Genomic DNA, 23,802 nt, shown 5'->3' with positions numbered 1-23,802 from the left:
CCTTGTTTAGGCCAACATGCCGCCATCCAATACAACAGACTGACCTGTCATAAAGGACGACTCGTCGCTACATAGCCAGGCAATGGCGTTGGCGATTTCTTCCGGCTTACCCAGGCGCTTCATTGGGTTGGCCCCTACAATCTGTCTTTGCCCGCGCTCGTCAAGGTGGGATAGCACGCCCTGCACCATTGGCGTATCTACAAAACTGGGACAAACCGCATTAATACGAATATTCATTCGTGCGTATTCCACTGCGGTGGATTTTGTCAGGCCGATAACGCCATGTTTGCTGGCGCTGTAGGCGCTAACGCGAGGGGCAGAACGCAAACCTGCAACCGATGCAATATTAATAATCTGGCCTTTGCCGTTTGGAAGCATGTGCTTAATCGCCTGTTTCATACAAAACCAGGTGCCCGCCAGATTTACCTGCACGTTTTTCAGAAAGACGGCATCCTCAACATCAGCCATAGGCGACGGGAAATGATCGATTCCCGCGTTATTGATCAGAACATCAATATTCCCGTGCTGCGCGATGGCATCGCTGAACATTGTGGCCACGGAATCAGCGTCAGCGACATCCACGGTTAGGGCATAGGCATCGCCACCGTTGTCCACAATCGATTTGGCTATGGCACTGGCGGTGTCTGAGTTAATATCTGCTACGCCTATCCGGGCACCACGACTGGCAAGCAGCGCAGCACTTGCTGCGCCGATGCCAGAACCGCCACCGGTGATAAGTATGTGCTTATCCTTAACGTCGGCTGCCATTAGTCGTTGTGCTCCACTTTCAATACCAGTTTGCCGAAGTTCTCACCACGGAACAGCATCATCAGGGTTTCCGGGAATGTTTCGAGCCCTTCCACAACATGCTCTTTGGCTTTAAGTTTGCCTTCGCCAATCCAGCCAGCCATATCACGTGCAGCGTCACCGTAGTTTTTCGCATTATCAAACACCACAATGCCTTCCATCTTTGCGCGATTCACCAACAGTGACAGATAGTTTGATGGCCCCTTCACCGGAGTGGTGTTGTTGTACTGACTGATCGCACCACATATCACGATGCGTGCGCGAAGATTGATACGGGTGAGTACATCGTCAAGAATATCGCCGCCCACATTGTCAAAATACACATCAACGCCCTTCGGACAATGTTCTTTCAGGCCCTCTTTTACTGATCCATTCTTGTAATCGATAGCGGCATCAAAGCCGAGCTCATTGACCAGGTAATCACATTTCTCTTTTCCGCCGGCAATACCCACCACGCGGCAACCTTTAATTTTTGCGATTTGCCCCACTACCGTGCCAACAGCACCGGCAGCACCAGATACCACCACGGTTTCGCCTTCTTTCGGTTCGCCGGTTTTCAGCAGTCCGAAATAGGCTGTCATACCTGGCATACCCAATACGCCCAGATAACGCGGTAGCGGCGCGAGTGAAGGGTCCACTTTATGAATGCCTTTGGCGCTGACTACAGCATATTCCTGAACACCAAAGTTTCCGTAGACTTTGTCACCTTTTTCAAATCCTTCTGCTTTAGACTCGATAACCTCACCTACCGTACCCGCGCGCATTACATCGCCAATCTGAACGGGTTCAATGTAGGATTTGCCTTCATTCATCCAGCCACGCATCGCCGGATCTAAAGAGATGTATTCAATTTTTACGGCAATCTCGCCGTCTTTTACATCCGGAAGCGAAACGGTTTCGAGCTTCCAGTTATCCTTTGTAGGTTCACCAACGGGACGCGAGGCAAGTTGCCATTGTTTATATTGCATAGGTGTATCCTTTTAGAAAAAATCAGCTTGAATGTTGTTGCAGGTCTCATCCTGCGTTTTTAAGATCCGGATATCCCGCTCTGTCAGCGGTAATTCCCAGAATACAAAGTAGTTAGCGGCAGCCATTTTGCCTTCGTAAAACGCTTTGTCATCATCGGTAAGATCACGTTCAACCAGTGCCTTGTCTGCCACAATAGCTTGCCGCAACCATATCCAGCTTACGACGCAACTGGAGAAAAGATTCAGAAAACAGCTTGCATTGGTAAGCAATACGGGCGCTTTTTCACTTCTGAGCTCACCAGCGCTTTGCGCAATCGCTTGCTCCAGTGCATTAAGGTAAGGCGTGAGGCCCTCGACCAGCTTTTGCGTTCTCGGTGTTTCTGCACGCTTGATATCCGCCATCACGAACTTCATCAGCGTTTTTAGCCCTTTACCGTCAGCCTGCCAGAGTTTTCGGCCTAGCAGATCCAGCGCCTGAATGCCGTTTGTGCCCTCGTGAATCGGGTTCAGACGGTTATCGCGCCAGCATTGTTCTACCGGATACTCGCGGGTATACCCTGCGCCACCTAACACCTGTATGGCGAGATCATTAGCTTTCGGTCCAAACTCCGATGGCCAGGCTTTGAACACCGGCGTCAGCAGGTCTAAAAGCTGACTAAGTTCAGTTTTCTGTTCTTCGGAAGCGGCGGTGGTAATGCTGTCGATAAGCCTTGTACCATATAAACACAGCGCCATACCGCCTTCACAATAGGCTTTCTGCGCCAGCAACATACGCTTGACGTCGCCATGCTGGATAATAGGGCTTGGCGGATCATCCTGTGCCAGTTTGGGAGCTGCGCGGCCCTGCGTTCTGTCTTTAGCGTACTCCAGTGAATAACGGTAGCCGCGATAACCAATCATTGCCGCGCCATAACCCACACCAATTCTGGCTTCGTTCATCATCATAAACATGTAGCGCAGGCCTTGGTGCGGTTCACCGACGATGTAACCATGGCAATCGTCATTTTCGCCAAACGTCAGCGCCGTAGACGTTGTGCCCCGATAACCCATTTTATGGACCAGACCGGCCAGCGTGACATCATTACGCTGTGCTGGTTCACCGTTCTCATCAAGCCGGTACTTAGGAACGACAAATAAGGAGATGCCTTTAACGCCTGGCGGGCCTCCAGGTATTTTTGCCAGCACCAGGTGCACAATATTGTCTGATAACTCATGTTCACCGGCCGAAATATAGAGTTTGCTGCCTTTTAGCCGGTAACTGCCATCATCAGCCAGTCTCGCCGTGGTGCGAATATCAGTAAGTGCGGAGCCTGCATGAGGCTCAGTAAGCGCCATCGTGCCGGTGAAATCGCCGGTAAGCATACGCGGCAGAAACAGGCTCTGAATGTCCTTACTGGCAAAATGCTTAATTACATTGGCCGCGGCAGCGGTTAAAAACGGATATGCGGTGGTCGACGGGTTAGCAGCCAGAAAATAGCCAGCGCAGGCTTTCATCACGGTGTCGGGCAATTGCATGCCGCCATCTTCAAAATCAAAATGACCAGCAATAAAACCCGCTTCGCGATACTGATCAAATGCCCGCTTAACGTCATCCAGCATCGTCACTTTTTTACCGTCGAACGTAGGCTCCTGAATATCGGCCTTGGCGTTATGGGGTAAAAACAAATCTTCCGCGAGTTTCTCTGCGGTATCCATCGTCGCATTGAAAATTTCTCTTGAGTGCTCGCTGAAACGTTCATGCTCGCACAATGCTTCTGTGTCCAGCACTTCATACAACTGGAATTCAAGTTCTCGTCTTGGGATAAGCTGATCGGCCATGTCATGTCCTCCGAAAATGTTAATGCATTGTGTCACAATACGGTTCGTGTCAAGATTGTCGTTAATGACACAATCATGGCCAATACTGCCAACTATTAATCAGAGTAATGGCTTTATTATCAGAGAAAGTTATGCAAACTAGTCCTGCACCATTCACCGTAACTATCGTCGGCTTTGACCATGCCCTGTCTTCAGCGATTACCGGTGCACTGGACCTGTTCGCGCTAGCCGGTATCAGCTGGCAACGCATTCATCAACAGACAGTCACACCGAAATTTAATGTGCAGTTAGCGACCCTGCACGGCGCCCCGGTAACCTGTATCAACCAGCTTAGTCTCAAGCCCCATATCGCACTGGAAGATGTCCGCCACACGGACTTATTAATAGTGCCTACCATAGGCGGCGATCTGGACAAAGTTCTCGAACAAACCATCGGGATCCATGTTCATCTGAAGCGATTATTGCGCGGCGGAGCGGACATTGCGGGGAATTGTACAGGCGCGTTTTTACTTGCAGCAGCAGGCATTTTGGATGGTAAAGTGGCAACCACACACTGGGGCTATGCAGATACATTTCGTGCAAGATTTCCACAGGTTAACCTGCAACCGGAAAAGATGGTGACTCAGCAAAATAACCTTTTTTGTGCGGGTGGCGGCATGGCCTGGTTCGATTTGTCATTAATGTTGATAGAACGCTACTGTGGCCATCAGGTCGCCAGTGATACAGCGAAATCCCACGTGCTCGATCTTACCCGTCCCAATCAGAACGTTTACGCGGGCAGTCGCCAACATAAATTTCATCAGGACAATGACATTCTGGCCATTCAGGAATATATGGAGTCGCACTATGCACAAAAAATGTCAATTGATGCGCTTGCAGATAAGCATAATATGACGTCACGAACCATGATGCGAAGGTTTAAACAAGCTTGCGGGGTAACACCGCTGCAATACTTGCAGTCACTACGCCTTGAACAGGCGCGCAAACTTCTGGAAACCCGGCCGTGGTCGCTGGAAAAAATTGTTAACATTATCGGCTATGAAGATATCAGTTCATTTACCCGATTATTTAAACGTCATACCGGCCTCGCGCCCTCTCAATACCGCAGTAAATTTATGCGGCACTAGCGTTCAATTTTACTACGCTTTTTGCTCAATTTTCGTGTAAGATCTTATACCGCGTGCATATCTGCACACAAAAACCCCCAAAATAACTATCAACACTCTTGGTGGACAAATGAGAACACACAGACTAGCAACGCTGGCGTTGGCAATTAGTGCCGCGCTAAGCACCCCGGCAATGGCTCAAGAAGAACAACAAAAAAAAGAGGCAATGCTTGAGAAAATCACTGTAACAGCTCAGAAGCGCACCCAGTCCATTCAGGAAGTTCCAATTTCTATTGCTACCCTAAGTGGCGAGAAATTCGAAAGCCTGTTTTCTGGTGGTGGTGATATTCTTGAGCTGGCCGTCCGTGTGCCAGGATTGTATGCGGAGTCCTCTAATGGACGTGTAGCGCCGCGTTTTTACATTCGCGGTTTGGGTAATACTGACTTCGATTTGGCAGCATCACAACCGGTCTCCATTGTGATGGACGAAGTGGTGATGGAAAACGTAGTACTAAAAAGCTTCCCACTGTTCGATGTCCAGCAGGTGGAAGTGCTGCGTGGTCCACAAGGTACCCTGTTTGGCCGTAATACCACGGCGGGTATTGTAAAATTCGACACGGTTAAGCCTACTCAGGATTTTGAAGGATATGCGAAAGCGGGCTTTGGTTCTTACGGCACAATGAACTTTGAAGGTGCTGTGGGTGGCGGATTAACCGATGATCTGTCAGGTCGTATCTCGGTGCTGTCACAAGAGCGTGATGACTATATTGATAATGGTTTCACGAACCAGAAAGATGCGCTTGGTGGGTTTGACGAAAAAGCCTGGCGCGCACAATTGCTATATCAGCCAAGCGATGATTTCTCCGCGCTGTTAAATGTGCACGGTCGTGACCTGGAAGGCACAGCGTCCATATTCCGCGCTAACGTATTCGATAAAGGCAGCAATGACCTTAACGAAAACTATGACCGTGATACGGTTTGGTATGATGGCGACATCGATGGTGATGGTGCTGACAACAATCCTCAGGAATATGAAGGGTTTGGTTCTTCACTGAAGCTCACTTATGCATTTGACAATCTGGAACTCACTTCAATCACGGCTTATGAAGAGGCTGAAGGCTACAGTCTGGGTGATATTGACGGCGGAAGTGGCGTTGGCGAAACGGCATATCCGGCGCCAATTCCGTTTACGGCTATCACGCAGGACAACCTTGACGATCTTGAACAATTCACTCAGGAAATTCGCCTTGCCAGCAATACTGCCGATCCACTGAACTGGCAGGTAGGTGCTTTCTTCTTTGACAGCTCATTCAACGTTACCAGTATCGATGGTTTCTATGGTGCGACTACGGTTTTCCATGAGAATACTACCTGGGCTGTGTTCGGACAGACTTCCTATCAGCTTAACGAAAAACTGAACATTACTGGTGGTATTCGTTATACCCACGATGAAAAGTCGTTGCGTGTGGGTGAGCAAAACGTAGATGGTTTTGCACTTGTGATTGGCGCAGCCAGCATTCAGGATTACGATCCTATCGATGTCGATGACGGCCAGGTAAGCTTCGAGCTTAGCGCTAACTACGAGCTGTCTGAAAGCGCATCACTGTTTGCCCGCTATGCTAACGGCTTCCGTGCCCAAACTATTCAGGGTCGTGATGTGGCGTTTGAAGGTGCGCCTTCTGTAGCAGACGCTGAAACTATCAACTCTGTTGAAGTTGGGTTTAAGTCAGATCTGCTTGAGGACACCCTGCGCCTGAATGCAGCAGCATTTTATTACACCATTGATGATATGCAGTTCTCTGCTATCGGTGGTGGCAATAACTTTACGTCTCTGGTCAACGCCGATGAAGGTGTTGGTTACGGTTATGAAATTGACGTGCAGTGGCTGGCAACCGATCAGCTTACCCTGACAGGCGGCTACAGCTACAACCATACTGAAATTAAGGATGACACGCTTACTGCGCAGCCATGTGGTTCATCTGCTGATTTCGCAGGTAACTGTACTGTGCTGGATCCTCGTCTGGATGGTAACGTAGCTATTGTTGATGGCAACCCGTTCCCACAGGCTCCGGAAACGATCTTCAACTTTACTGCGCGCTATACTATTCCTGTAGGTGATGCAGGCGAAGTGTTCCTGTTTACCGACTGGGCATTCCAGGGTGAAACCAACCTGTTCTTGTATGATGCCGTTGAATTCACCACTGACGACAACTTCGAAGGTGGCGTAAGAATCGGTTATGAAAACTATGAGCACAACTACACAATTGCACTTTTCGGTCGCAACATTACTGATGAAGACAATGTGAAAGGGGCTATCGACTTTAATAACCTGACGGGCATCATTAATGAGCCTCGTATCTGGGGTGTTGAAGCGAAGATCAGCTTCTATTAATCGCTGTTCAACAACATATAATAAAAGCCGCTGTCACAGCGGCTTTTTTATGTCCTGCTACTCACTGGTGTGCTGCTCCAGAACACAGAAGACATTTTCAAACCGTCAGATCTCTTGCCACTTTGATCATAAGCTCACCAACGCGCTGCAGCGAATTGCTCCTTATCGAAGTGATTAGCTGTTTACCGCTGCCAATCTGCTATGCAGCTTCTCTTTCATGTAGCCTGTAACATTTCTGAATTAGGATCGCTAGCTTTTTACAGGCAGCAACAGAACGAGCATCACGCTGATAAAACACCTGCTCAACGATGTCGCCGTTTTCATTAACCAGATAGCTTGCCAACCGGCATTGACGGTGCTGGAGATAAAAATGGTGATATTTCACCCGATTTCCAGGAGGCAGCATCATAACTTTTTGATACATACAGTACGGGATTTTCAGGTCTACTACTTTAGGATCAGCCGGACGTAATTCAGTCACTGACTGAAATCCATTACTCCCCGGAGAAAGCTTAATACCCTGAGCGGTCAATAATTTATCAAGTGCTTTAATACCTGTTTCCATCACTATCGCCTCTTAACTGTTTACATATACAGTATATGTTTATTTATACAGTTATCAAGCAAATTGTTCACTTTTTATTCGTCACAGGCAAGACATAGAAAATACGCCAGGGTGATTACACTGAAATGTACGGCCTTCCCGAACGACGTAGCATAAAAAAACCGCAGCGTTGACTGCGGTTTTCGACCCTTTCGTTTGATAATATCAGTAATTACTGAAGCGCCTCTTCCAGAAATGCCCACTGATCAGCATAGCTTTCAATTCTCATCCAGGTAGGTGTGCCTGCGCCGTGTCCTGCACGGGTTTCTACTCGCAACAGTATTGGATTGTCGCAACCTTGATCCCGCTGCAACGCGGCAGCAAATTTATAACTGTGCCAGGGCACTACCCTGTCATCATGATCTCCGGTGGTAATTAGGGTTGCCGGATAGCACACCCCTTTTTGGGTATTGTGCACCGGCGAATACTTGTACATCGCGGCAAATTCATCTGCGTTTTCGCTCAGGCCAAAATCAGATGACCAGGCGCGCGCATTGGCACTCGGTGTATGATAACGCAACATATCCAGTACACCGACTGCAGGCAACGCAGCGCCAAAAAGTGCGGGCCGTTGTGTCAACGACGCCCCTACCAGTAGCCCACCATTGCTTCCCCCCTGAATCGCGAGCTTACCCGGAGAGGTATATTGCTTGTCGATTAGGTACTCAGCCGCGGCAATAAAGTCATCAAAAACATTTTGTTTCTGTAATTTCGTTCCTGCCTTGTGCCACTCACGTCCGTATTCGCCACCGCCTCTGAGGTTGGCTATCGCCAGAATATTGCCTTGTTCTAACCATGTCATGCGTGACACCGAATAGCCCGGCAGCAAACTGATGTTAAAGCCACCATAACCGTACAGAAGCGTTTTATTGTTACCGTCTAATGTTGTCCCCCGCTTATGAACGATAAACATCGGAATATCGGTGCCATCTTTACTGGTATAAAAGACCTGCCTGGTTTCAAATGCGTCCAGATCAACCGGAACCGAAGTGGTTTTGTATAATTGACTTTCAGCGCTTTCTAAATCGTACTCGTATATTGCACCGGGGTTGGTAAACCCGGTGAGCTTATAATACGTTTTAGTGCTGTTTTTATCCCCCGAAAATCCTTCTACTTTACCAATACCATCAAAGTCGATGTCACTTAATTTTTCACCTTCCAGGCTATAAACGGACACTGCTGACTTCACATCTTTGATATATTGCGCGAACAGCTTCCCATCCAACATTGAAATTTCATCAAGCGCTTCAGCCTTAGCGGGGATCACTTCCCTGATGGTGTCAGACACTTCATCCAACGCAATGACGCGCCCTGTTGGAGCATTCTTGGTAGTATAAAAGAAAAGCTCGCCGTTCTTTTTATCAATAAAGTTATACAAGGCATCCCACTTCGCCAGCAATGGCTCGGGCGTGGCAGAGGGTTGGGTAAGGTCAAGTGTATAAACGGCATTCGTTTCGTAGCCGTCCCATACACTAATCAATAGGGTATCTCCCTTATCTATCACTACCGGATAAGGATTCCACGAGGACTCCGTTTCAAAAGATACCATTTGCCTGTCATCCTGTTGAGGTGTGCCAAGCCGATGAAACCAGATGCTGACGCTTTTACTGTCGTCCCATTTTCCGCTACTGTCTTTCGGGTAGCGGGAGTAATAAAATCCACTTTCGTCAGGAAGCCAGGACACATTAGTAAACTTTACTCCCTCAATGACAGTCGGCTCGTCGCTCAGCGTGTTTACGTCGCGCACGTGGATACTTTTCCAGTCAGTGCCACCGTCCGAAGTGAAATACGCAATTTTATTAGCTTCAGGACTTAATTCATAACCGGCCATAGATACCGTGCCGTCATCACTGAATGTATTGGGGTCAATCAGCACGCTGGGTTCGCTGTCAGCACTGCTGGCCATCCACAACACGTATTGATTCTGTAGCCCGTTGTTGTGCGAGTAGAAAAATTTGCCACCTTTCGTAAACGGCACATTATACTTCTCATAATCCCACAGTGCTGTCATTCGCGTTTTATACGTTTCGCGGGTAGGCAGCGCCTCAAGATAGGGCCGTGCCAGCTGGTTCTGTTGCGCGACCCAATCAGCAACCTCTTGGCTTTCTGTGCTTTCAAGCCAGCGATAGGGATCGCTAACTATTGTGCCGTGATAATTATCCGTTTGGGCGACCGTGCGGGATACCGGATACGCTATATTGTTATTATCTGTACGAGTATTTTCCGATACGCTGCACGCGCTTGCCAATAATCCGATACCCACAATTGCGACGATTTGTAGAATCTGTTTTTTTACTACTGCCATACTAATTTCCCTGTGAAATGCCAATTCCGACGTCATCTCCGCCCTGTCTCTTTCTGCCTTTAAAAACGGTTTTTATATCATTCAAAATAAGATACAAAGACGGCACCAGCAACAGGGTGATGATCGTGGCAAACAGAATACCGAAGGCCAGTGAAATTGCCATGGGTATGACTATTTGTGCCTGCAGACTGCGCTCAAAAACAATCGGTAACAATCCCATGAAGGTCGTCAGAGACGTCAGAATGATGGCTCTGAAGCGCTGCGTACCCGCGCTGATGGCTGCATCTTTCAGTGAATGCCCCTCTTTGCGCGCCCGGTTGACAAAATCCACCATTATCAGACTGTCGTTCACGACCACGCCAGACAACGCAATAATCCCGCAAATCGAGAGTACGCTGACCGCCATATCCAGCACGAGATGGCCAACAATAGCGCCGACAATACCAAAAGGAATGACAGACATGATAATCAGAGGCTGAGAATAAGAGCGCAATGGGATCGCCAGCAACGCATAAATGGCAAATAATGCAAATGCCAGCCCCTTAAGCAGCCCCATCATCGCTTCCTGTTGCTCCCGAGAATTGCCCTGTAGCTCGAAACTTACCCGGGGATAGCGCTCCAACAAATCTGGCATAATCTCAGAAACAACCTCACGGGTTACTTCACCGGGATCTAACTGGCCTTTATCCACCTTCGCAGTCACCGTAACAGAACGCTCCCCGTCTACACGAATGATGGTATCAAAGCCCTGCCCCAATTCGATGTTGCCCACCTCCTCAAACGGCACTTCATCACCACCCGGAGTGCGAATACGCATGGTCTCAAGATGCTCAATACTGGTACGCTGCTCCTTGGGATAACGCACCATCACTTTAATTTCCTCTTCATCACGTTGAATGCGCTGCACTTCCGCGCCATAAAAGCCGTACCGTACCTGTTGCCCCAACTGTTGCAGTGAGATGCCTGACGCTTCTGCCTGTGGCGTAAGTGACAACTGGATCTCATCACTGCCGCCTGAGAACGTATCGTTAATGTCTGAAACGCCATTAAAGGCTTCTAATCGTTCTTTGAGCTCCTGACTGATACTGCGCAAGGCATCAATATTCGCAGAGTTAAACTCAAAACTAAGATCTGAGCCGCCCCCAGGACCACCGGGCGAGCCAATGCTTAACGTTTTAACGCCAGGTATTTCCGGCATTTGCTCACGCCACAGCTGTTGGATTTCAGTATCAGTGCGCTCGCGGGTTTCGCCTTTTGTTAGTTCAACGAATACCTGGCCGCTAAGTGTACCGTTATCAAACGCAATGGCGTGACTGACCACACCACTGCCGGTATCGCGCTCAATGTCGTCATCCATCCTGTGCATAGCCTCAAGTAACGTTGAGATCGCATTATCACGTTGCTGCAATGACGAACCTGGCTCTAATTCAACCGTCGCCATCATAAAATCGCTTGGAATATTAGGGAAGAAAACGAAGCGGACAATGCCACCACCAAACAACCCGATTGTCAGGATGAGCATCGCCAGAAACGTTGATAACGTCACGTAGCGGTTGCGTATCGCCTTTTCCAGAAATGGCGCATACTGATTTTGTACGAAACGCTTTATGCCTTCGCTGAAAAAATCCCGAAAACGCTGAAGCCGGTTAGCTTTTTCCGGATTATAGGGTTTGAGTTTCATGTGCACTAGGTGCGCTGGCAATATCAGCTTGGATTCAATCAGAGAGAATATCAGGCAAACGATTACCACCAGGCCGATAGTCTTCCAAATGACGCCAAATGGGCCGGACACCATCAACATGGGCGTAAACGCCGCAATAGTAGTCAGTACACCGAAGGTGGCTGGCATGGCGACTTTTTTAACGCCTGCAATAACATTGTCTGTGCTGTGTCCTTTTTTATCGATTTCCGAATAGGCTGACTCTCCCATGATTATCGCATCGTCTACGACAATCCCGAGTACCAATATAAACGCAAATAAGCTCAATAGGTTGATGGATACGCCGAGTGCATCAATCGGAAGCACCAACAGAGTTCCTAAAAAACATACCGGAAGCCCGACAATAACCCAAAATGCCAGTTTCAGTTTGAGGAACAGTGAAAGTACGATGAACACTAATAATGCGCCGAAAAACATATTTTCCAGCATCATATTTAAACGATCTGCAAGGTAAAACGAACTGTCTCCCCAGGTGTCAGCGTTAATATTACCGGGAAACGTCTCTTTGGCTTTTTTGATGTATCCGTTTACTTGCTCTGAGATCTCAAGTGCATTTTGATCGCCCACCGCACGGACACGAAGACTGACAGCCGGCTTGCCATCAAACAACGCATACTGATTGTTCTCAATAAAACCGTCATTAATATAAGCGACATCGCCAAGCGTCACGCGGGTGCCACTGGTATCAGTAAGCAGCACGATCTGCGCAAAGTCCCAGCCGGTATACGCCTGCCCTTTGGTTCTTAATAAGATATCGCCGTTTTCCGTGCGGATGGAACCACCGGGTAAATCCACGCTGGTTTGCCGAAGCCGGTTAACTACGTCTGAAAAGGTCAGGTTATAGCGCTGCAAATCCGCTTCAGAAAGCTCAATAGAGATTTCATAATCCCGGGCGCCCACTACCTGCACACTGGAAATGCCTGGCAAATTGGCAATATCATCCCGCATGCTTTTCGCGAACTCTTTGAGCTCGCGCTCTGAAGCATCGCCGTACACGGAAATCCAGATCACGTCCTGTTGGACTTTCTGGCGATACACCACTGGCTTTTCGGTATTTCCGGGAAAGCTTGGAATGGCATCAACCTGTACCTTTACTTCATCAAGCAGCGCCTGTACGTCATAATCTTCTTCCGCTTCAATACTGACGGTGCCCATCCCTTCTACCGCAGTGGACGTGATCTGCTTAATCCCTTCAAGATCCTTAATCGCCTCTTCTACTTTAAGTATCACCCCCTCTTCGACTTCCTGGGGAGCGGCACCAAGATACGGCACGCGAACATTAATGACATTAATATCGAAGGTTGGAAAGATTTGCTTCTGAATTCCTATTGCACCAAAGATGCCGCCGATCAACAGCATCCACATCAACAGGTTTGCCGCCACACTATTGCGTGCGAACCAGGCAATCACCCCGTGTTTTGTATCTATGCGACTCATTCTGAATCCTCCTGAGAGATACTGCTGGTATCGTCAGGCTTATCCTTTTTGGCTTCTTCCGGCAATTCAGGCTCGTCACCCGGTAAACGAACTTCCATTCCGTCAAAAGGGTTGGGTACCGCGCTCACCACTACCAGCTCTCCGTCTTTAATACCTGATGAAAGGTAGACATTATCAGCACTGGTGCGCACCACCTCAACGGGTTTGATACGAAGCTTTCTGTCTTCATCTACCACCATCACAGTGTTATCAAGTCGCAATGTGGTCCGTGGCAATACGATTAGATCTTCCGCCTGCGTTCCTGTGATCTCAGCTTCAACGAACTGACCAAACTGTAGTGCAGGAGTCTCATCGCTGCTGGCATTTCGCTGGTACGGATCGGTAATTTGGGCAATAACGTAAATCACCCGACTGGCACTGTCTCTGACGCCTTCTGTACGGACGAGCGTGGCCTGCCAGCGGCGCGTTTTGCCAGCCACAGAAGCAGTCAACTCTACATTGTCACGATTACCCTTTGCTTTTGTCACATCCAAAAATGCCAGATCGCTGTCTGTCACCGGCAACCTGATTTCGGCAACGTCAGTAGAATATACAGTACCCACTACCGTGCCGGTGGCCACATACTGGCCAAAATCGATATTACGCTCGACAATCAATCCGTTGTAGGGGGCTTTAATCTCAGTGCGATCCAAATTACGGCGGGCTCGCTCAAGTTTTGCTTCCGCCGCTTTAACGTTGGCCTGTTCACGGGCGAGCTGCGGTTTTCTCAGACCCAGTTCAGGAGGAACTACGCTATTGACTGAGCGCCATTCTGCTTCTGCAACTTTACCGCGAGCGATTTCTTCTTCCAGTGCCGCTTTTGCCTGTGCCAGTTCTGCTTCAGCCAGCTTTACGTCAGTCAGATAATCGTCCTGCTCTAAGGTTGCTAACACGTCACCTTTATTCACCATGCCGCCGGCAATAAACTGTTCAGACAGCGATACCACACGCCCACTAACCTGCGCACTAAGACTGGTTTTATTCTTAGGAACGACATTTCCCTGAGATGTTATTTTGAAGGTAACGGGCTGGGTATTAACTGGCTTTGCATCTACCAGAAAGGCTTTTTCTTCTACCGGCTTTTTTTCGGGAGGTTTGCGGCTTTTTACCATTATCGTAGCCACAGCAATTGCCACAATTAATATAAGCAGAGGAAGCCCTGCCTTTATAAGCGTATTTTTCATTACCATCCCTTCAGCGTAGATTGACCGTGCAATGAACTACAAGCCTCATTCAGACTTTGTTATCACACTGATTTTTATTTTTTATGCGTGGCTAGTGTAGCCCCTTTACTCACTGCCTGCTTCGAGAACTTTGTAAAAATTATTAACGGTGTCGCGATAAAAAGAATATTTGACACGATATCGTGTTTATAAGGACAACGACGGGTAGCGCGGACATTTTTCATACAACAGTCTGTTTTATTACATTCCCCCTACTGACATAACGAACCTCTTGCATATACACGTAAATATGGTGATTATTTAACCTTGCGGAGTAATTACACTACACTTCAAAATCGAGAGACAAGTCATGAGCCTTAAGAAACAATACCTGAAATCAAAACCTGTATGCAAAGTCACCTTTCGGTTAAGCGCAAACGAAGCAAACGCAGCGGAGTCTGCGAAATTGGTCGGCGATTTTAACGCCTGGGATCAACGCACTCAGCCGATGAAAAAGCTCAAAAATGGAGACTTCACGCAGACTGTCACGCTTGAAAAAGATCATGAATATCAGTTCCGCTATTTGCTAGACGATGGTAAGTGGGAGAATGATTGGGCTGCAGACGCCTATTCTCCGTCAGCAGTGTCTTTTGAAGACAACTCTGTTGTTCGTGTATAAAAACGCCCCAACAACATAAGAGATCGGTGCATTGGCCGTTTTGGTTCCTCTACGTTGTTATCACCAACCGGTTTTATTTGCGCACAAAAAAGGCCGCATAAAGCGGCCTTTTAAATAATGCGTAATAACAGGTTACAGCGATTTTTCCAGTTCCGGCAGCACGTCAAACAGATCGCCTACCAAACCATAATCAGCCACCTGAAATATAGGAGCTTCCTCGTCTTTGTTAATGGCAACAATGACTTTTGAGTCTTTCATTCCCGCAAGATGCTGTATCGCACCGGAAATCCCCACGGCGATGTAAAGCTGAGGAGCGACAATCTTACCTGTCTGACCGACCTGCATATCGTTAGGAACAAACCCGGCATCAACCGCTGCGCGAGACGCACCAATTGCTGCTCCTAACTTGTCAGCAATGCCTTCGAGTAACGAGAAGTTCTCGCCATTTTGCATACCACGGCCACCTGAAATGACCACTTCTGCCGCAGTCAGCTCTGGACGTTCAGATTCCGTTAGTGACTCACTAACGAACGAAGATTTATCTGCAGTTTTCACGATATCGATCGCGGAAACTTCGGCACTACCATCTGTACCTACCGCATCAAAAGACGCAGCACGGACAGTTATTACTTTCACGCTGTCTGAAGACTGAACCGTCGCAATCGCGTTACCAGCGTAGATGGGGCGTACAAAAGTGTCTTCACTTTCAACGCCGATAATGTCAGAAATCTGCGCCACATCCAGCAGTGCCGCAACGCGTGGCATGAAGTTTTTGCCCGTCGTGGTTGCTGCTGCGAGAATGTGCGTATACCCTTCAGCCATTTCAACCAGAAGATCTGCTGTATTCTCGGCAAGTTGATGACCATATGCCGCGTTATCAGCAACCAGGACTTTGCTCACGCCAGTCAGTGACGCTGCGCTTTGTGCAACGGCATCGCAACCTTCACCGGCTACCAGTATATGAATGTCATCACCCATTTTACTGGCAGCATTTATCACTTTTGCCGTTTCCGGTTTGAGTTCTGCATTGTCATGCTCTGCGTAAACTAAAATGCTCATGAAATCACCTTCGCTTCGTTTTTCAGCTTATCTACCAGTTCGGCTACATCCGCAACCTTGATACCACCTTCACGCTGCGGTGGTGGCGTCACTTTGATCACTTTTACATTGGACTCCAGTGACACGCCAAAGTCAGCAGCCGGCTTCACATCAAGCGGCTTACGCTTAGCTTTCATAATATTTGGCAAAGACGCATAACGAGGTTCATTCAGACGAAGGTCCGTGGTTACCACTGCAGGCAGAGATAAACCAACAGTTTGCAAGCCGCCATCGATCTCACGGGTCACGTTCACCTTCCCGTCTTCCACAATAACCTCAGAGGCAAATGTGCCTTGTGGCATTCCAGTAAGAGCAGCTAACATTTGCCCGGTTTGGTTGTTGTCTGAATCAATGCTTTGTTTTCCCAAAATCACCAACTCAGGTGATTCCTCTTCAACCAGTTTTGCAAGCAGTTTCGCAACTTGCAGCGAATCGAGAGACTGGTCGGTATCAATCTGAATGCCACGGTCAGCACCCAGTGCCAACGCCGTACGAATTTGTTCCTGGCATGCTTTAACGCCGATAGAGACGACAACCACTTCGCTCGCTATGCCCTTTTCTTTTAAACGAACGGCCTCTTCCACGGCGATTTCACAAAACGGATTAATCGCCATTTTCGCGTTCGTTAAATCAACGCCGGAGTTATCCGATTTCACTCTCACCTTGACGTTATAGTCAATTGCGCGTTTGACCGGTACGAGTATTTTCATAGTTACCTCAATTGTAGAGTTTGTCGGTGTCATGGCACCGTCACGCATCATGAATTACCTGAGGAGGAGCAACTGCAGGCAAGCAGTTTTCATCCAGATCCCGTTACTGCCAGTAAAAGCCTATAAGGCAACAGGGGTAAACTCAATGTTTCATTAATTCGACTGCGTCTTTTGAATTAACGTTAACGTAAACCTGTTGGCAATGTACTTACTGTTGACGTAAACGTCAACCTGGATTACCTTTCAGGACGACAATTAATTTACATGTTTTTGACACTCAGCATTATTTGTTTCATCAATAGTGCATTATAAAAAATAACGAAAAAGGAGCCTCCTGTGGAACGAGAATCGATGGAATTTGACGTTGTCATCGTCGGTGCCGGACCTGCAGGTCTGTCCACTGCGTGCAGACTGATGCAACTTGCCAACGAAAAAGGCCAGGAATTAATGGTCTGTGTGGTGGAAAAAGGCTCTGAAGTGGGTGCCCATATCCTTTCTGGTGCCGTATTCGAGCCCCGCGCGCTGAATGAGTTATTCCCGGACTGGAAAGAAAAAGGCGCTCCGTTAAATACGGAAGTCACCGAAGATCATATTTATCTGCTGAATGACGACACATCGTCACGCAAGCTGCCCAACGCCATGACGCCGAAGACCATGCACAATAAAGGTAACTACATTGTGTCCATGGGTAACGTGTGTCGCTGGCTGGCTGAGCAGGCAGAACAACTGGGCGTTGAAATCTTTCCGGGATTTGCAGCAGCTGATATCTTTTATAACGACGATGGCAGCGTGGGTGGCGTTATCACCGGCGACATGGGCGTAGGTGAAAACGGAGAGCCTAAAGATGGCTACATGCCGGGCATGGAATTGCGTGCCAAATACACGGTATTCGCGGAAGGGTGCCGCGGTCATCTGGGCAAAACATTAATCGAAAAATTCGAACTTGATAAAGACAGTTCACCTCAACATTACGCCATTGGCTTTAAAGAAATCTGGGACGTCGATCCAGAAGTCCATCAGGAAGGCCTGGTTGTCCACTCTGCTGGCTGGCCGTTGTCTGATGCTACAGGGGGGAGTTATCTTTATCACGCAGAAGATAATCAGATCCTCGTAGGATTAATCGTTGATTTAAATTACGAAAACCCGCATTTAAGCCCGTTTGATGAGTTTCAGCGATTAAAGCACCATCCGGTTATCAGCCAGTACCTGAAAAATGGAAAGCGGGTTTCTTATGGTGCCAGAGCCATCGCCAAAGGCGGTTTTAATTCATTACCCAAAATGACGTTCCCTGGTGGTCTTCTTGTGGGTTGTAATGCCGGCACGTTAAATTTTGCTAAAATAAAAGGCAACCACACGGCGATGAAGTCAGGCATGATTGCTGCTGAAACGATTTTTGAAGCCATTTCAGAAAATCCTGAATCACCGACAAAAGAATTAAACACATTTACTGAAAACTTCAAAAACTCCTGGGTCTATGATGAATTGTATCGCTCACGTAATTTCGGACCAGCAATTCACAAATTCGGTAATTTTTGGGGCGGTGCATTTAACACGTTGGAGCAAAACTTTTTTGGCGGCAACCTGTTTGTCAATCTGAAAGATGAACATAAAGACTATGCACAAATGAAAATGGCAGACGAATGCCAAAAGCCGGATTATCCAAAACCGGATGGTGTATTAAGTTTTGATAAGTTGTCATCAGTATTTTTATCCAATACCAACCATGAAGAAGATCAACCCTGTCACCTGCAATTGAAAGATGACAGCATTCCAATTCAGGTTAACTTGCCCAAATATAATGAACCTGCACAACGGTATTGCCCGGCAGGCGTTTATGAAGTCATTGAAGAAGAGGGTGAGAAAAAATTCCAGATTAACGCGCAAAACTGCGTTCACTGTAAAACTTGCGACATTAAAGATCCTTCACAAAATATACGCTGGGTGGTTCCGGAAGGTACCGGCGGTCCAAACTATCCAAATATGTAATTAAAAATAATTGGCTAAATGTGAAAAAGCAGTTTTATACTGCTTTTTTTTTGTCTGATTTTTAATTACTATCAATAACGAACTATTTATTTCACTAAACGCAAGGTTAATAAATGAGCGAATTCTTAGATATTTTAACCCACGGAAGACGTTTACAAGGTGCGACAAAGGAACTTAGCATTAAAGAACTGGAATCAGTTCAGGATAAATTAGCGAATATCATCGAAAAGCGTAAAGAAAAAGCGCAGGAAGAAGAGAAAGCTGAGCAGGAAAAGCTGGCAAAAATCGCTGAAATCCAAAAGCAGATGCAAGAAGCTGGTGTAAATGTTGATGATTTAAAGTCGCTCTCTGCTGAAGTTCCAAAGAAAACCACAGGGAAAAAGCGTCCGGTAAAATATCAGCTCACAGATAAAGAAGGGAAAACCCATCCCTGGACAGGCATTGGACGTATGCCAAAAGTATTTAAAGACGCTATCGAAAACGGCAAAAAGCTAGAAGACTTTTCTATCTGAATATACTCCGAAGCCGCTTAACATTAAGCGGCTTTTTTCTTCCTCTAAACACAATCCTGCTCAATTTTATGTCCACACTTTTACATTTTTCACGCACATCACCACAAGAGAAACGTCCGGTTGTTGTTTTGCTCCATGGGTTGTTTGGCGATTTGAATAATCTTGCCACAATTCGCCGGCATCTGGAGTCTGAGTATGACGTACTTTCCGTCGATTTACCGGACCATGGGCAGTCGCCTCACCGTGATGTGTTTACCCTTGACGGTGCAGTTGAGTGTCTTAAAGCTACCTTAGATCATGCTAACGTAGCTGAGGCGACGCTGCTGGGGCACTCTCTGGGAGGGAAGATTGCGATGCGCTTCGCGCTTAACTATCCCGATATGGTAAATCAACTATTTGTTGCCGACATCGCGCCGGTTCCCTACTCTCCCCGACATCAACGTGTAATCGCCGGGCTCGAAAACGTCTCGCTTAGTACATTATCAAGTCGTAAGCAGGCTGACGAGCAGTTATCTGAACATATCAATGAACCGGGCGTCAGACAGTTTTTGCTAAAAAGCCTCTACCAAACTGAGGAAGGAAACTGGGCATGGCGATTTAACCTGACCGGGCTGAAGAAAAGCTACGGGCAAATCAGCGACTGGGAAGATACGGACACCACCTACAACGGAAAAGTGCTGTTCATAAAAGGGGCAAATTCAGACTATTTGCAATCGTCACATCGCGAGGCTATCAGCAAATATTTCCCCCATGCAAAAGCCCATATCATAGATGGGGCCGGTCACTGGCTTCATGCTGAAAAACCACAGGCGTTTAACGCAATTGTTGAGAAAAATTTAAATAAATGTAACTGAATACCAGCACGTTTTTACAGTGATCATCATCCGTTATTTTTAAACGTTTTTCACTCTGACAGACGTATAGACTGTGGTATAGTTTCGCCGATTTTATTTTAAGACAGATTATGCTTGCAGAAAATTACGAACTGATAGAGACCATTATGCTTTATGGCGGCCTTGTTTGCCTTTTCGCATTAATGGGCTTTGCAGTTCACGACGTATTGAAAAAGAATAATGTTCCCCTCATAGGCCGTGTCGTTGCTTACGGTGTACTGGGTTTGGGTGCCCTGGGCTTCGTCGCGAAAGGGATAATTGAATTATTCTGGCTAAGTACGGGCGTGTAGCGTAAGCAATCAGAGAAAACAGGGGTAGGTTATGGCTAGTGTTGGCCTGTTTTTTGGCAGCGATACCGGTAATACCGAGCATGTCGCCAAAATGATTCAGAAAGAATTGGGTAAAAACCTGATTGATGTTAAGGACATTGCGAAAAGCAGCAAAGAAGAAATTGCCGAATTTGATCTGCTGATTTTTGGTATTCCCACCTGGTATTACGGTGAGGCGCAGTGTGACTGGGACGACTTTTTCCCAGAACTGGAAGAAATTGATTTCAACGATAAACTCGTTGCCATATTTGGTTGTGGCGATCAGGAAGATTACGCCGAGTACTTCCTTGATGCGATGGGCATGATCCGCGATATTGTTGAACCTAAAGGTGCAATTTTAGTGGGTAAATGGCCAACCGAAGGCTATGACTTCGAAGCGTCGAAGGGCATGGCGGATGACGACCATTTCGTGGGGCTTGGCATTGACGAAGACAGACAGCCTGAGCTCACTGACGAGCGGGTGAAAGCCTGGTGTAAACAGCTGTACGACGAACTATGTCTTGCTGAGCTTGCCTGATAAAAGATAAATTACCAGACACTCTACGGTAGCTACGTCAATTCACTATCGCATTAGAAAGGGTTGCAGATCAGTTCGCTTGAACTGTCAGTAACCCTTTTTTGTTGCTGATGATACGCATCTCCGAGTTTGACATGAGCATCTACTTCGCTCACGCAGGCGCAGTCAGAGCGATTTATTACGCTATGTCGCGTTACCCTGCCACGCACATATGGAAACATACAGTTCTTTGTTATCTTTAAAAAAGCATCGTCTACCATTGAGCCTTTTTCAATTTCACAACTGAAACCGTTCTACGGCTCTTTTTAATTGTTCCATTTGCTCGTCTAACTGCATAGTTGACTCATTTGCCTGCCGCGTGCTTTGCGCACTGGAATCAGCCAGTTCAACGATGGTTGTAAGGCTGCTGGCAACATCCGCTAGCAAATCGTCCTGCTGCCGGGTATCTGTCACTATGTGTTGATTAATCTGACTGAGTTTCACAATAATGGTACGGATATTTTCTACCTGATGACTTACCTGCTCAGTAATCTCCACGCCTTTGTTTGCCTGTTCACGTCCCAGATTAATGGCTTTTACGGCCTGCGCCGCGTCTTTTTGTAATGAGCCTATCATCGACTCAATTTCTTCAGTGGAATCATGGGTTCTGTTTGCCAGGGTCCGCACCTCATCTGCCACAACTGCGAAGCCTCTGCCCTGCTCGCCCGCTCTGGCGGCTTCGATAGCCGCATTCAGTGCCAGTAGGTTGGTTTGCTCAGCAATCGTCTTTATCACATCAAGAATACTGCCTATATTGCGACTGTTTTCATCCAGGCGATGGATCACTTGTGCCGACGCCTCCGCCTGTCTGGCCTGATTATTCACCTGCTGCCGATTCTCCTCCACCAGCTCAGCGATGGCCTGGCTTTGCGCCGTCACCGTATTCAGTTCGTTCATAGCAACGTTGATCTGATCAAGATTACTGCGACTGGTATCTCTGACAACCTGCGTATTTGACGACGTCACTTTGACCTGTTCGCGTTGCGCATCAACATCAAGCAGACTTTTCTCGCCCATAGATACACTTTCTTTGGTCACTGAAACGAGTTTTTTCTCTTGCTCGAGAATGTTGCCTACCAATTCACGCAAGCTATCTGTGAGGCTGTTAACTTTCACAGCCAACGCAGAGAATTCATCGTTGCCGGACTGTTCAAGCTTGCGGGTCAAATCACCTTTACTGAGTTGAGTCAATCCGCGGTTAATGCGAGCCAGCGGCCTGGCAATGCTTCGTGTAGAGATAGTGGCCAAAAATATTGCGGCGATCAGGCCAATGACAGAAACCACAATATTCTTAACCAGGTTATCCTGCACCGTACTTAATATTTCGTTTTGCCCGTTGAGGGTAGATCCGCTCACATTTTCAAATAACCGGTTTATTTCCGCCAGAGCTTCATCCAATGCATTATTGGCGGCTAAGCGATAGGACTGACTGGCGGCGATTTGAGTAAGTTTTTCCTGCTGAAGCGAAATCAGGCCACCCTGCCCGGTCAGCTGTGTAATCAGGCTATCATATTGCTCATTGAACATTGCTACGGTACCGCCATCGTCGACGCCCTCAGCAAGGCGATTGATGTAGTTTTTATCGACCTCAAGGTTGCTCAACTGGTACTTCAAATCTTCGACTACATTATTGGTAATAACCGGATCGTCGGTGGCGGCAAGTTCGCCTATTGCCGTATTCATGGTGAGGAGTTTGTTATCTATATTGGTTCCGGCACCAATCAGGGTTTGGATGCCAGGCTCGTCAGGGTCAAGGTAAGAAAGATCAAGCATTAACGCACTTGCTTCGTCAGCAGATAACAGCACTTTTTCGAGTTGCTCAGCGATGTCTCCAATCAACACCAGTTTACGCTGTAATGCGGCATACATTTTCTCACTTTCACTGACGTAACGCGTACTGGCGTCAATTGCAACATCAGCGCTGTTGCTTCCGCCGGAGGCATCTTCTAAGGCATCCAGATTGCTGAGAAAAGACATTGCGAGGGCGTCAAATCGCTCCCTGTTTTTATTTAAATCAGTAATGGAACTTTCATGAAATCCATTCGCCGTAATTGTCGATAGAGACAGTATGTCTGTTTTGACTTCGACCATTTTAGCCTGGACAGGCATTTTGTTTTCAACTACATCCACAGCAGAATGGCGGATATCATTAAGGCCAAAATAAGACAGGATACTCGTGAGAAGAAGAAGACACCCGAAAAGCGCAAAGCCCAGGGTAATTTTACTAACAACGGTTAACTGCATTCATGGTCTCGCTTTGAGATTTATACACCAGACAACGCTGCGGCGTATTCCCTTTTTTGTTTAACAAGATGTTAATCTAATATTTCATCGAATTAAAAGGGTTTATGAATTAATTTGTATTAAAATGCGTAATATCGTTCAATATGAGCGCACTTCCCCACACGTTGCTAACCAAGTTTGCGCAGAATTTGACATTTTAGGTTCTCTTTTATATGACAAATTACGCGTTCACTGTGATTATGCGTTTACATCCTTATCATATCGACATCAGGCCAAGGTATCTTTACACCATAGCCGATAATTCCAGCCTGTCGCGTAAATGCTCAGATCCGTTCAATTTTCCATCAACTGGTGATCGTCAGGCCGCTTTTACTTCCAAATAAATCAGAGTTACCTATAATACGTCTATCACCGAAACGCCTTAACAGAAATGGTA

18 protein-coding genes are annotated in these 23,802 nt (G+C 47.3%); 8 read left to right on the top strand and 10 right to left on the bottom strand.

Annotated features, from left to right (window positions below; all coding sequences use genetic code 11):
• Positions 1-6: 6 nt before the first annotated feature.
• Genes ACLBLI_RS08875 through ACLBLI_RS08865 form a run of 3 tightly spaced genes read right to left on the bottom strand, consistent with a single transcriptional unit; the run spans position 7 to position 3,593 of the window.
• Positions 7-768, bottom strand: coding sequence for an SDR family NAD(P)-dependent oxidoreductase (locus tag ACLBLI_RS08875; RefSeq protein ID WP_414830721.1), 762 nt, complete (start codon positions 766-768; stop codon positions 7-9).
• Positions 768-1,775 (bottom strand): NADP-dependent oxidoreductase, encoded by a 1,008-nt coding sequence (locus tag ACLBLI_RS08870; protein WP_414830720.1) that lies wholly within the window; start codon positions 1,773-1,775, stop codon positions 768-770. The genes ACLBLI_RS08875 and ACLBLI_RS08870 overlap by 1 nt, the downstream gene beginning before the upstream one ends.
• A gap of 12 nt (positions 1,776-1,787) precedes the next feature.
• Complete coding sequence (locus ACLBLI_RS08865) at positions 1,788-3,593, bottom strand: acyl-CoA dehydrogenase (protein WP_414830719.1); 1,806 nt, start codon at positions 3,591-3,593, stop codon at positions 1,788-1,790.
• 131 nt (positions 3,594-3,724) lie between these two features.
• Here ACLBLI_RS08865 and ACLBLI_RS08860 point away from each other — a divergent pair, with 131 nt between their 5' ends.
• Entirely contained in the window at positions 3,725-4,720 is a 996-nt protein-coding gene (locus tag ACLBLI_RS08860) for a GlxA family transcriptional regulator (RefSeq protein WP_414830718.1), read from the top strand.
• Between the two features lie 109 nt (positions 4,721-4,829).
• Complete coding sequence (locus tag ACLBLI_RS08855) at positions 4,830-7,091, top strand: TonB-dependent receptor (protein ID WP_414830717.1); 2,262 nt, start codon at positions 4,830-4,832, stop codon at positions 7,089-7,091.
• Between the two features lie 199 nt (positions 7,092-7,290).
• On the opposite strand, the gene ACLBLI_RS08850 is transcribed toward ACLBLI_RS08855, so the two are convergent.
• The 4 genes from ACLBLI_RS08850 to ACLBLI_RS08835 form a co-directional block, all read right to left on the bottom strand.
• Positions 7,291-7,656, bottom strand: coding sequence for a hypothetical protein (locus ACLBLI_RS08850; protein WP_414830716.1), 366 nt, complete (start codon positions 7,654-7,656; stop codon positions 7,291-7,293).
• A gap of 211 nt (positions 7,657-7,867) precedes the next feature.
• Positions 7,868-10,000, bottom strand: coding sequence for a prolyl oligopeptidase family serine peptidase (locus tag ACLBLI_RS08845; protein ID WP_414830715.1), 2,133 nt, complete (start codon positions 9,998-10,000; stop codon positions 7,868-7,870).
• A 1-nt stretch (position 10,001) separates the two neighbouring features.
• On the bottom strand, positions 10,002-13,157 hold the full coding sequence (locus tag ACLBLI_RS08840) for an efflux RND transporter permease subunit (protein ID WP_414830714.1): 3,156 nt from the start codon (positions 13,155-13,157) through the stop codon (positions 10,002-10,004).
• Positions 13,154-14,380, bottom strand: a complete 1,227-nt coding sequence (locus ACLBLI_RS08835; RefSeq protein ID WP_414830713.1) for an efflux RND transporter periplasmic adaptor subunit — start codon at positions 14,378-14,380, stop codon at positions 13,154-13,156. The genes ACLBLI_RS08840 and ACLBLI_RS08835 overlap by 4 nt, the downstream gene beginning before the upstream one ends.
• Before the next feature lie 349 nt (positions 14,381-14,729).
• Here ACLBLI_RS08835 and ACLBLI_RS08830 point away from each other — a divergent pair, with 349 nt between their 5' ends.
• Positions 14,730-15,038, top strand: coding sequence for an isoamylase early set domain-containing protein (locus ACLBLI_RS08830; protein ID WP_414830712.1), 309 nt, complete (start codon positions 14,730-14,732; stop codon positions 15,036-15,038).
• Positions 15,039-15,170: 132 nt separating this feature from the next.
• Here ACLBLI_RS08830 and ACLBLI_RS08825 read toward each other — a convergent pair whose 3' ends face one another.
• Both ACLBLI_RS08825 and ACLBLI_RS08820 read right to left on the bottom strand, forming a co-directional pair.
• Positions 15,171-16,097 carry an electron transfer flavoprotein subunit alpha/FixB family protein gene (locus tag ACLBLI_RS08825; RefSeq protein ID WP_414830711.1) on the bottom strand — a complete coding sequence of 309 codons (927 nt, stop codon included), beginning with the start codon at positions 16,095-16,097 and terminating at the stop codon, positions 15,171-15,173.
• A complete protein-coding gene (locus ACLBLI_RS08820) occupies positions 16,094-16,846 on the bottom strand; it encodes an electron transfer flavoprotein subunit beta/FixA family protein (protein ID WP_414830710.1) in 753 nt (250 codons plus the stop codon). The genes ACLBLI_RS08825 and ACLBLI_RS08820 overlap by 4 nt, the downstream gene beginning before the upstream one ends.
• A gap of 336 nt (positions 16,847-17,182) precedes the next feature.
• Between ACLBLI_RS08820 and ACLBLI_RS08815 the strand changes: the two genes are divergently transcribed.
• The 5 genes from ACLBLI_RS08815 to fldA all read left to right on the top strand — a co-directional run bounded on the left by ACLBLI_RS08815 (position 17,183) and on the right by fldA (position 21,083).
• The gene (locus ACLBLI_RS08815) at positions 17,183-18,832 is read left to right on the top strand and encodes an electron transfer flavoprotein-ubiquinone oxidoreductase (RefSeq protein WP_414830709.1); all 1,650 of its coding nucleotides are present in this window, start codon (positions 17,183-17,185) and stop codon (positions 18,830-18,832) included.
• Positions 18,833-18,945: 113 nt separating this feature from the next.
• Positions 18,946-19,344, top strand: a complete 399-nt coding sequence (locus tag ACLBLI_RS08810; protein WP_414830708.1) for an H-NS family nucleoid-associated regulatory protein — start codon at positions 18,946-18,948, stop codon at positions 19,342-19,344.
• 68 nt (positions 19,345-19,412) lie between these two features.
• Positions 19,413-20,198 (top strand): alpha/beta fold hydrolase, encoded by a 786-nt coding sequence (locus tag ACLBLI_RS08805; protein ID WP_414830707.1) that lies wholly within the window; start codon positions 19,413-19,415, stop codon positions 20,196-20,198.
• Between the two features lie 110 nt (positions 20,199-20,308).
• Positions 20,309-20,527, top strand: coding sequence for a DUF2788 domain-containing protein (locus tag ACLBLI_RS08800; protein WP_218309627.1), 219 nt, complete (start codon positions 20,309-20,311; stop codon positions 20,525-20,527).
• Positions 20,528-20,558: 31 nt separating this feature from the next.
• Positions 20,559-21,083, top strand: coding sequence for a flavodoxin FldA (gene fldA / locus ACLBLI_RS08795; protein WP_414830706.1), 525 nt, complete (start codon positions 20,559-20,561; stop codon positions 21,081-21,083).
• A gap of 276 nt (positions 21,084-21,359) precedes the next feature.
• On the opposite strand, the gene ACLBLI_RS08790 is transcribed toward fldA, so the two are convergent.
• Positions 21,360-23,366, bottom strand: coding sequence for a methyl-accepting chemotaxis protein (locus ACLBLI_RS08790; RefSeq protein WP_414830705.1), 2,007 nt, complete (start codon positions 23,364-23,366; stop codon positions 21,360-21,362).
• Positions 23,367-23,802 lie beyond the last annotated feature (436 nt).

Source organism: Alteromonas sp. H39, from assembly GCF_047556435.1.
Classification (GTDB): Bacteria; Pseudomonadota; Gammaproteobacteria; order Enterobacterales; family Alteromonadaceae; genus Alteromonas.
Note: the sequence above shows the minus strand (reverse complement) of the source record. Positions and strands in the feature narration are given on the sequence as shown.

Bases quoted from the DNA above. Each gene is read 5' to 3' on its own strand.
- ACLBLI_RS08875 (WP_414830721.1), bottom strand. From the start codon at position 768: ATGGCAGCCGACGTTAAGGATAAGCACATACTTATCACCGGTGGCGGT.
- ACLBLI_RS08870 (WP_414830720.1), bottom strand. From the start codon at position 1,775: ATGCAATATAAACAATGGCAACTTGCCTCGCGTCCCGTTGGTGAACCT.
- ACLBLI_RS08865 (WP_414830719.1), bottom strand. From the start codon at position 3,593: ATGGCCGATCAGCTTATCCCAAGACGAGAACTTGAATTCCAGTTGTAT.
- ACLBLI_RS08860 (WP_414830718.1), top strand. From the start codon at position 3,725: ATGCAAACTAGTCCTGCACCATTCACCGTAACTATCGTCGGCTTTGAC.
- ACLBLI_RS08855 (WP_414830717.1), top strand. From the start codon at position 4,830: ATGAGAACACACAGACTAGCAACGCTGGCGTTGGCAATTAGTGCCGCG.
- ACLBLI_RS08850 (WP_414830716.1), bottom strand. From the start codon at position 7,656: ATGGAAACAGGTATTAAAGCACTTGATAAATTATTGACCGCTCAGGGT.
- ACLBLI_RS08845 (WP_414830715.1), bottom strand. From the start codon at position 10,000: ATGGCAGTAGTAAAAAAACAGATTCTACAAATCGTCGCAATTGTGGGT.
- ACLBLI_RS08840 (WP_414830714.1), bottom strand. From the start codon at position 13,157: ATGAGTCGCATAGATACAAAACACGGGGTGATTGCCTGGTTCGCACGC.
- ACLBLI_RS08835 (WP_414830713.1), bottom strand. From the start codon at position 14,380: ATGAAAAATACGCTTATAAAGGCAGGGCTTCCTCTGCTTATATTAATT.
- ACLBLI_RS08830 (WP_414830712.1), top strand. From the start codon at position 14,730: ATGAGCCTTAAGAAACAATACCTGAAATCAAAACCTGTATGCAAAGTC.
- ACLBLI_RS08825 (WP_414830711.1), bottom strand. From the start codon at position 16,097: ATGAGCATTTTAGTTTACGCAGAGCATGACAATGCAGAACTCAAACCG.
- ACLBLI_RS08820 (WP_414830710.1), bottom strand. From the start codon at position 16,846: ATGAAAATACTCGTACCGGTCAAACGCGCAATTGACTATAACGTCAAG.
- ACLBLI_RS08810 (WP_414830708.1), top strand. From the start codon at position 18,946: ATGAGCGAATTCTTAGATATTTTAACCCACGGAAGACGTTTACAAGGT.
- ACLBLI_RS08805 (WP_414830707.1), top strand. From the start codon at position 19,413: ATGTCCACACTTTTACATTTTTCACGCACATCACCACAAGAGAAACGT.
- ACLBLI_RS08800 (WP_218309627.1), top strand. From the start codon at position 20,309: ATGCTTGCAGAAAATTACGAACTGATAGAGACCATTATGCTTTATGGC.
- fldA (WP_414830706.1), top strand. From the start codon at position 20,559: ATGGCTAGTGTTGGCCTGTTTTTTGGCAGCGATACCGGTAATACCGAG.
- ACLBLI_RS08790 (WP_414830705.1), bottom strand. From the start codon at position 23,366: ATGCAGTTAACCGTTGTTAGTAAAATTACCCTGGGCTTTGCGCTTTTC.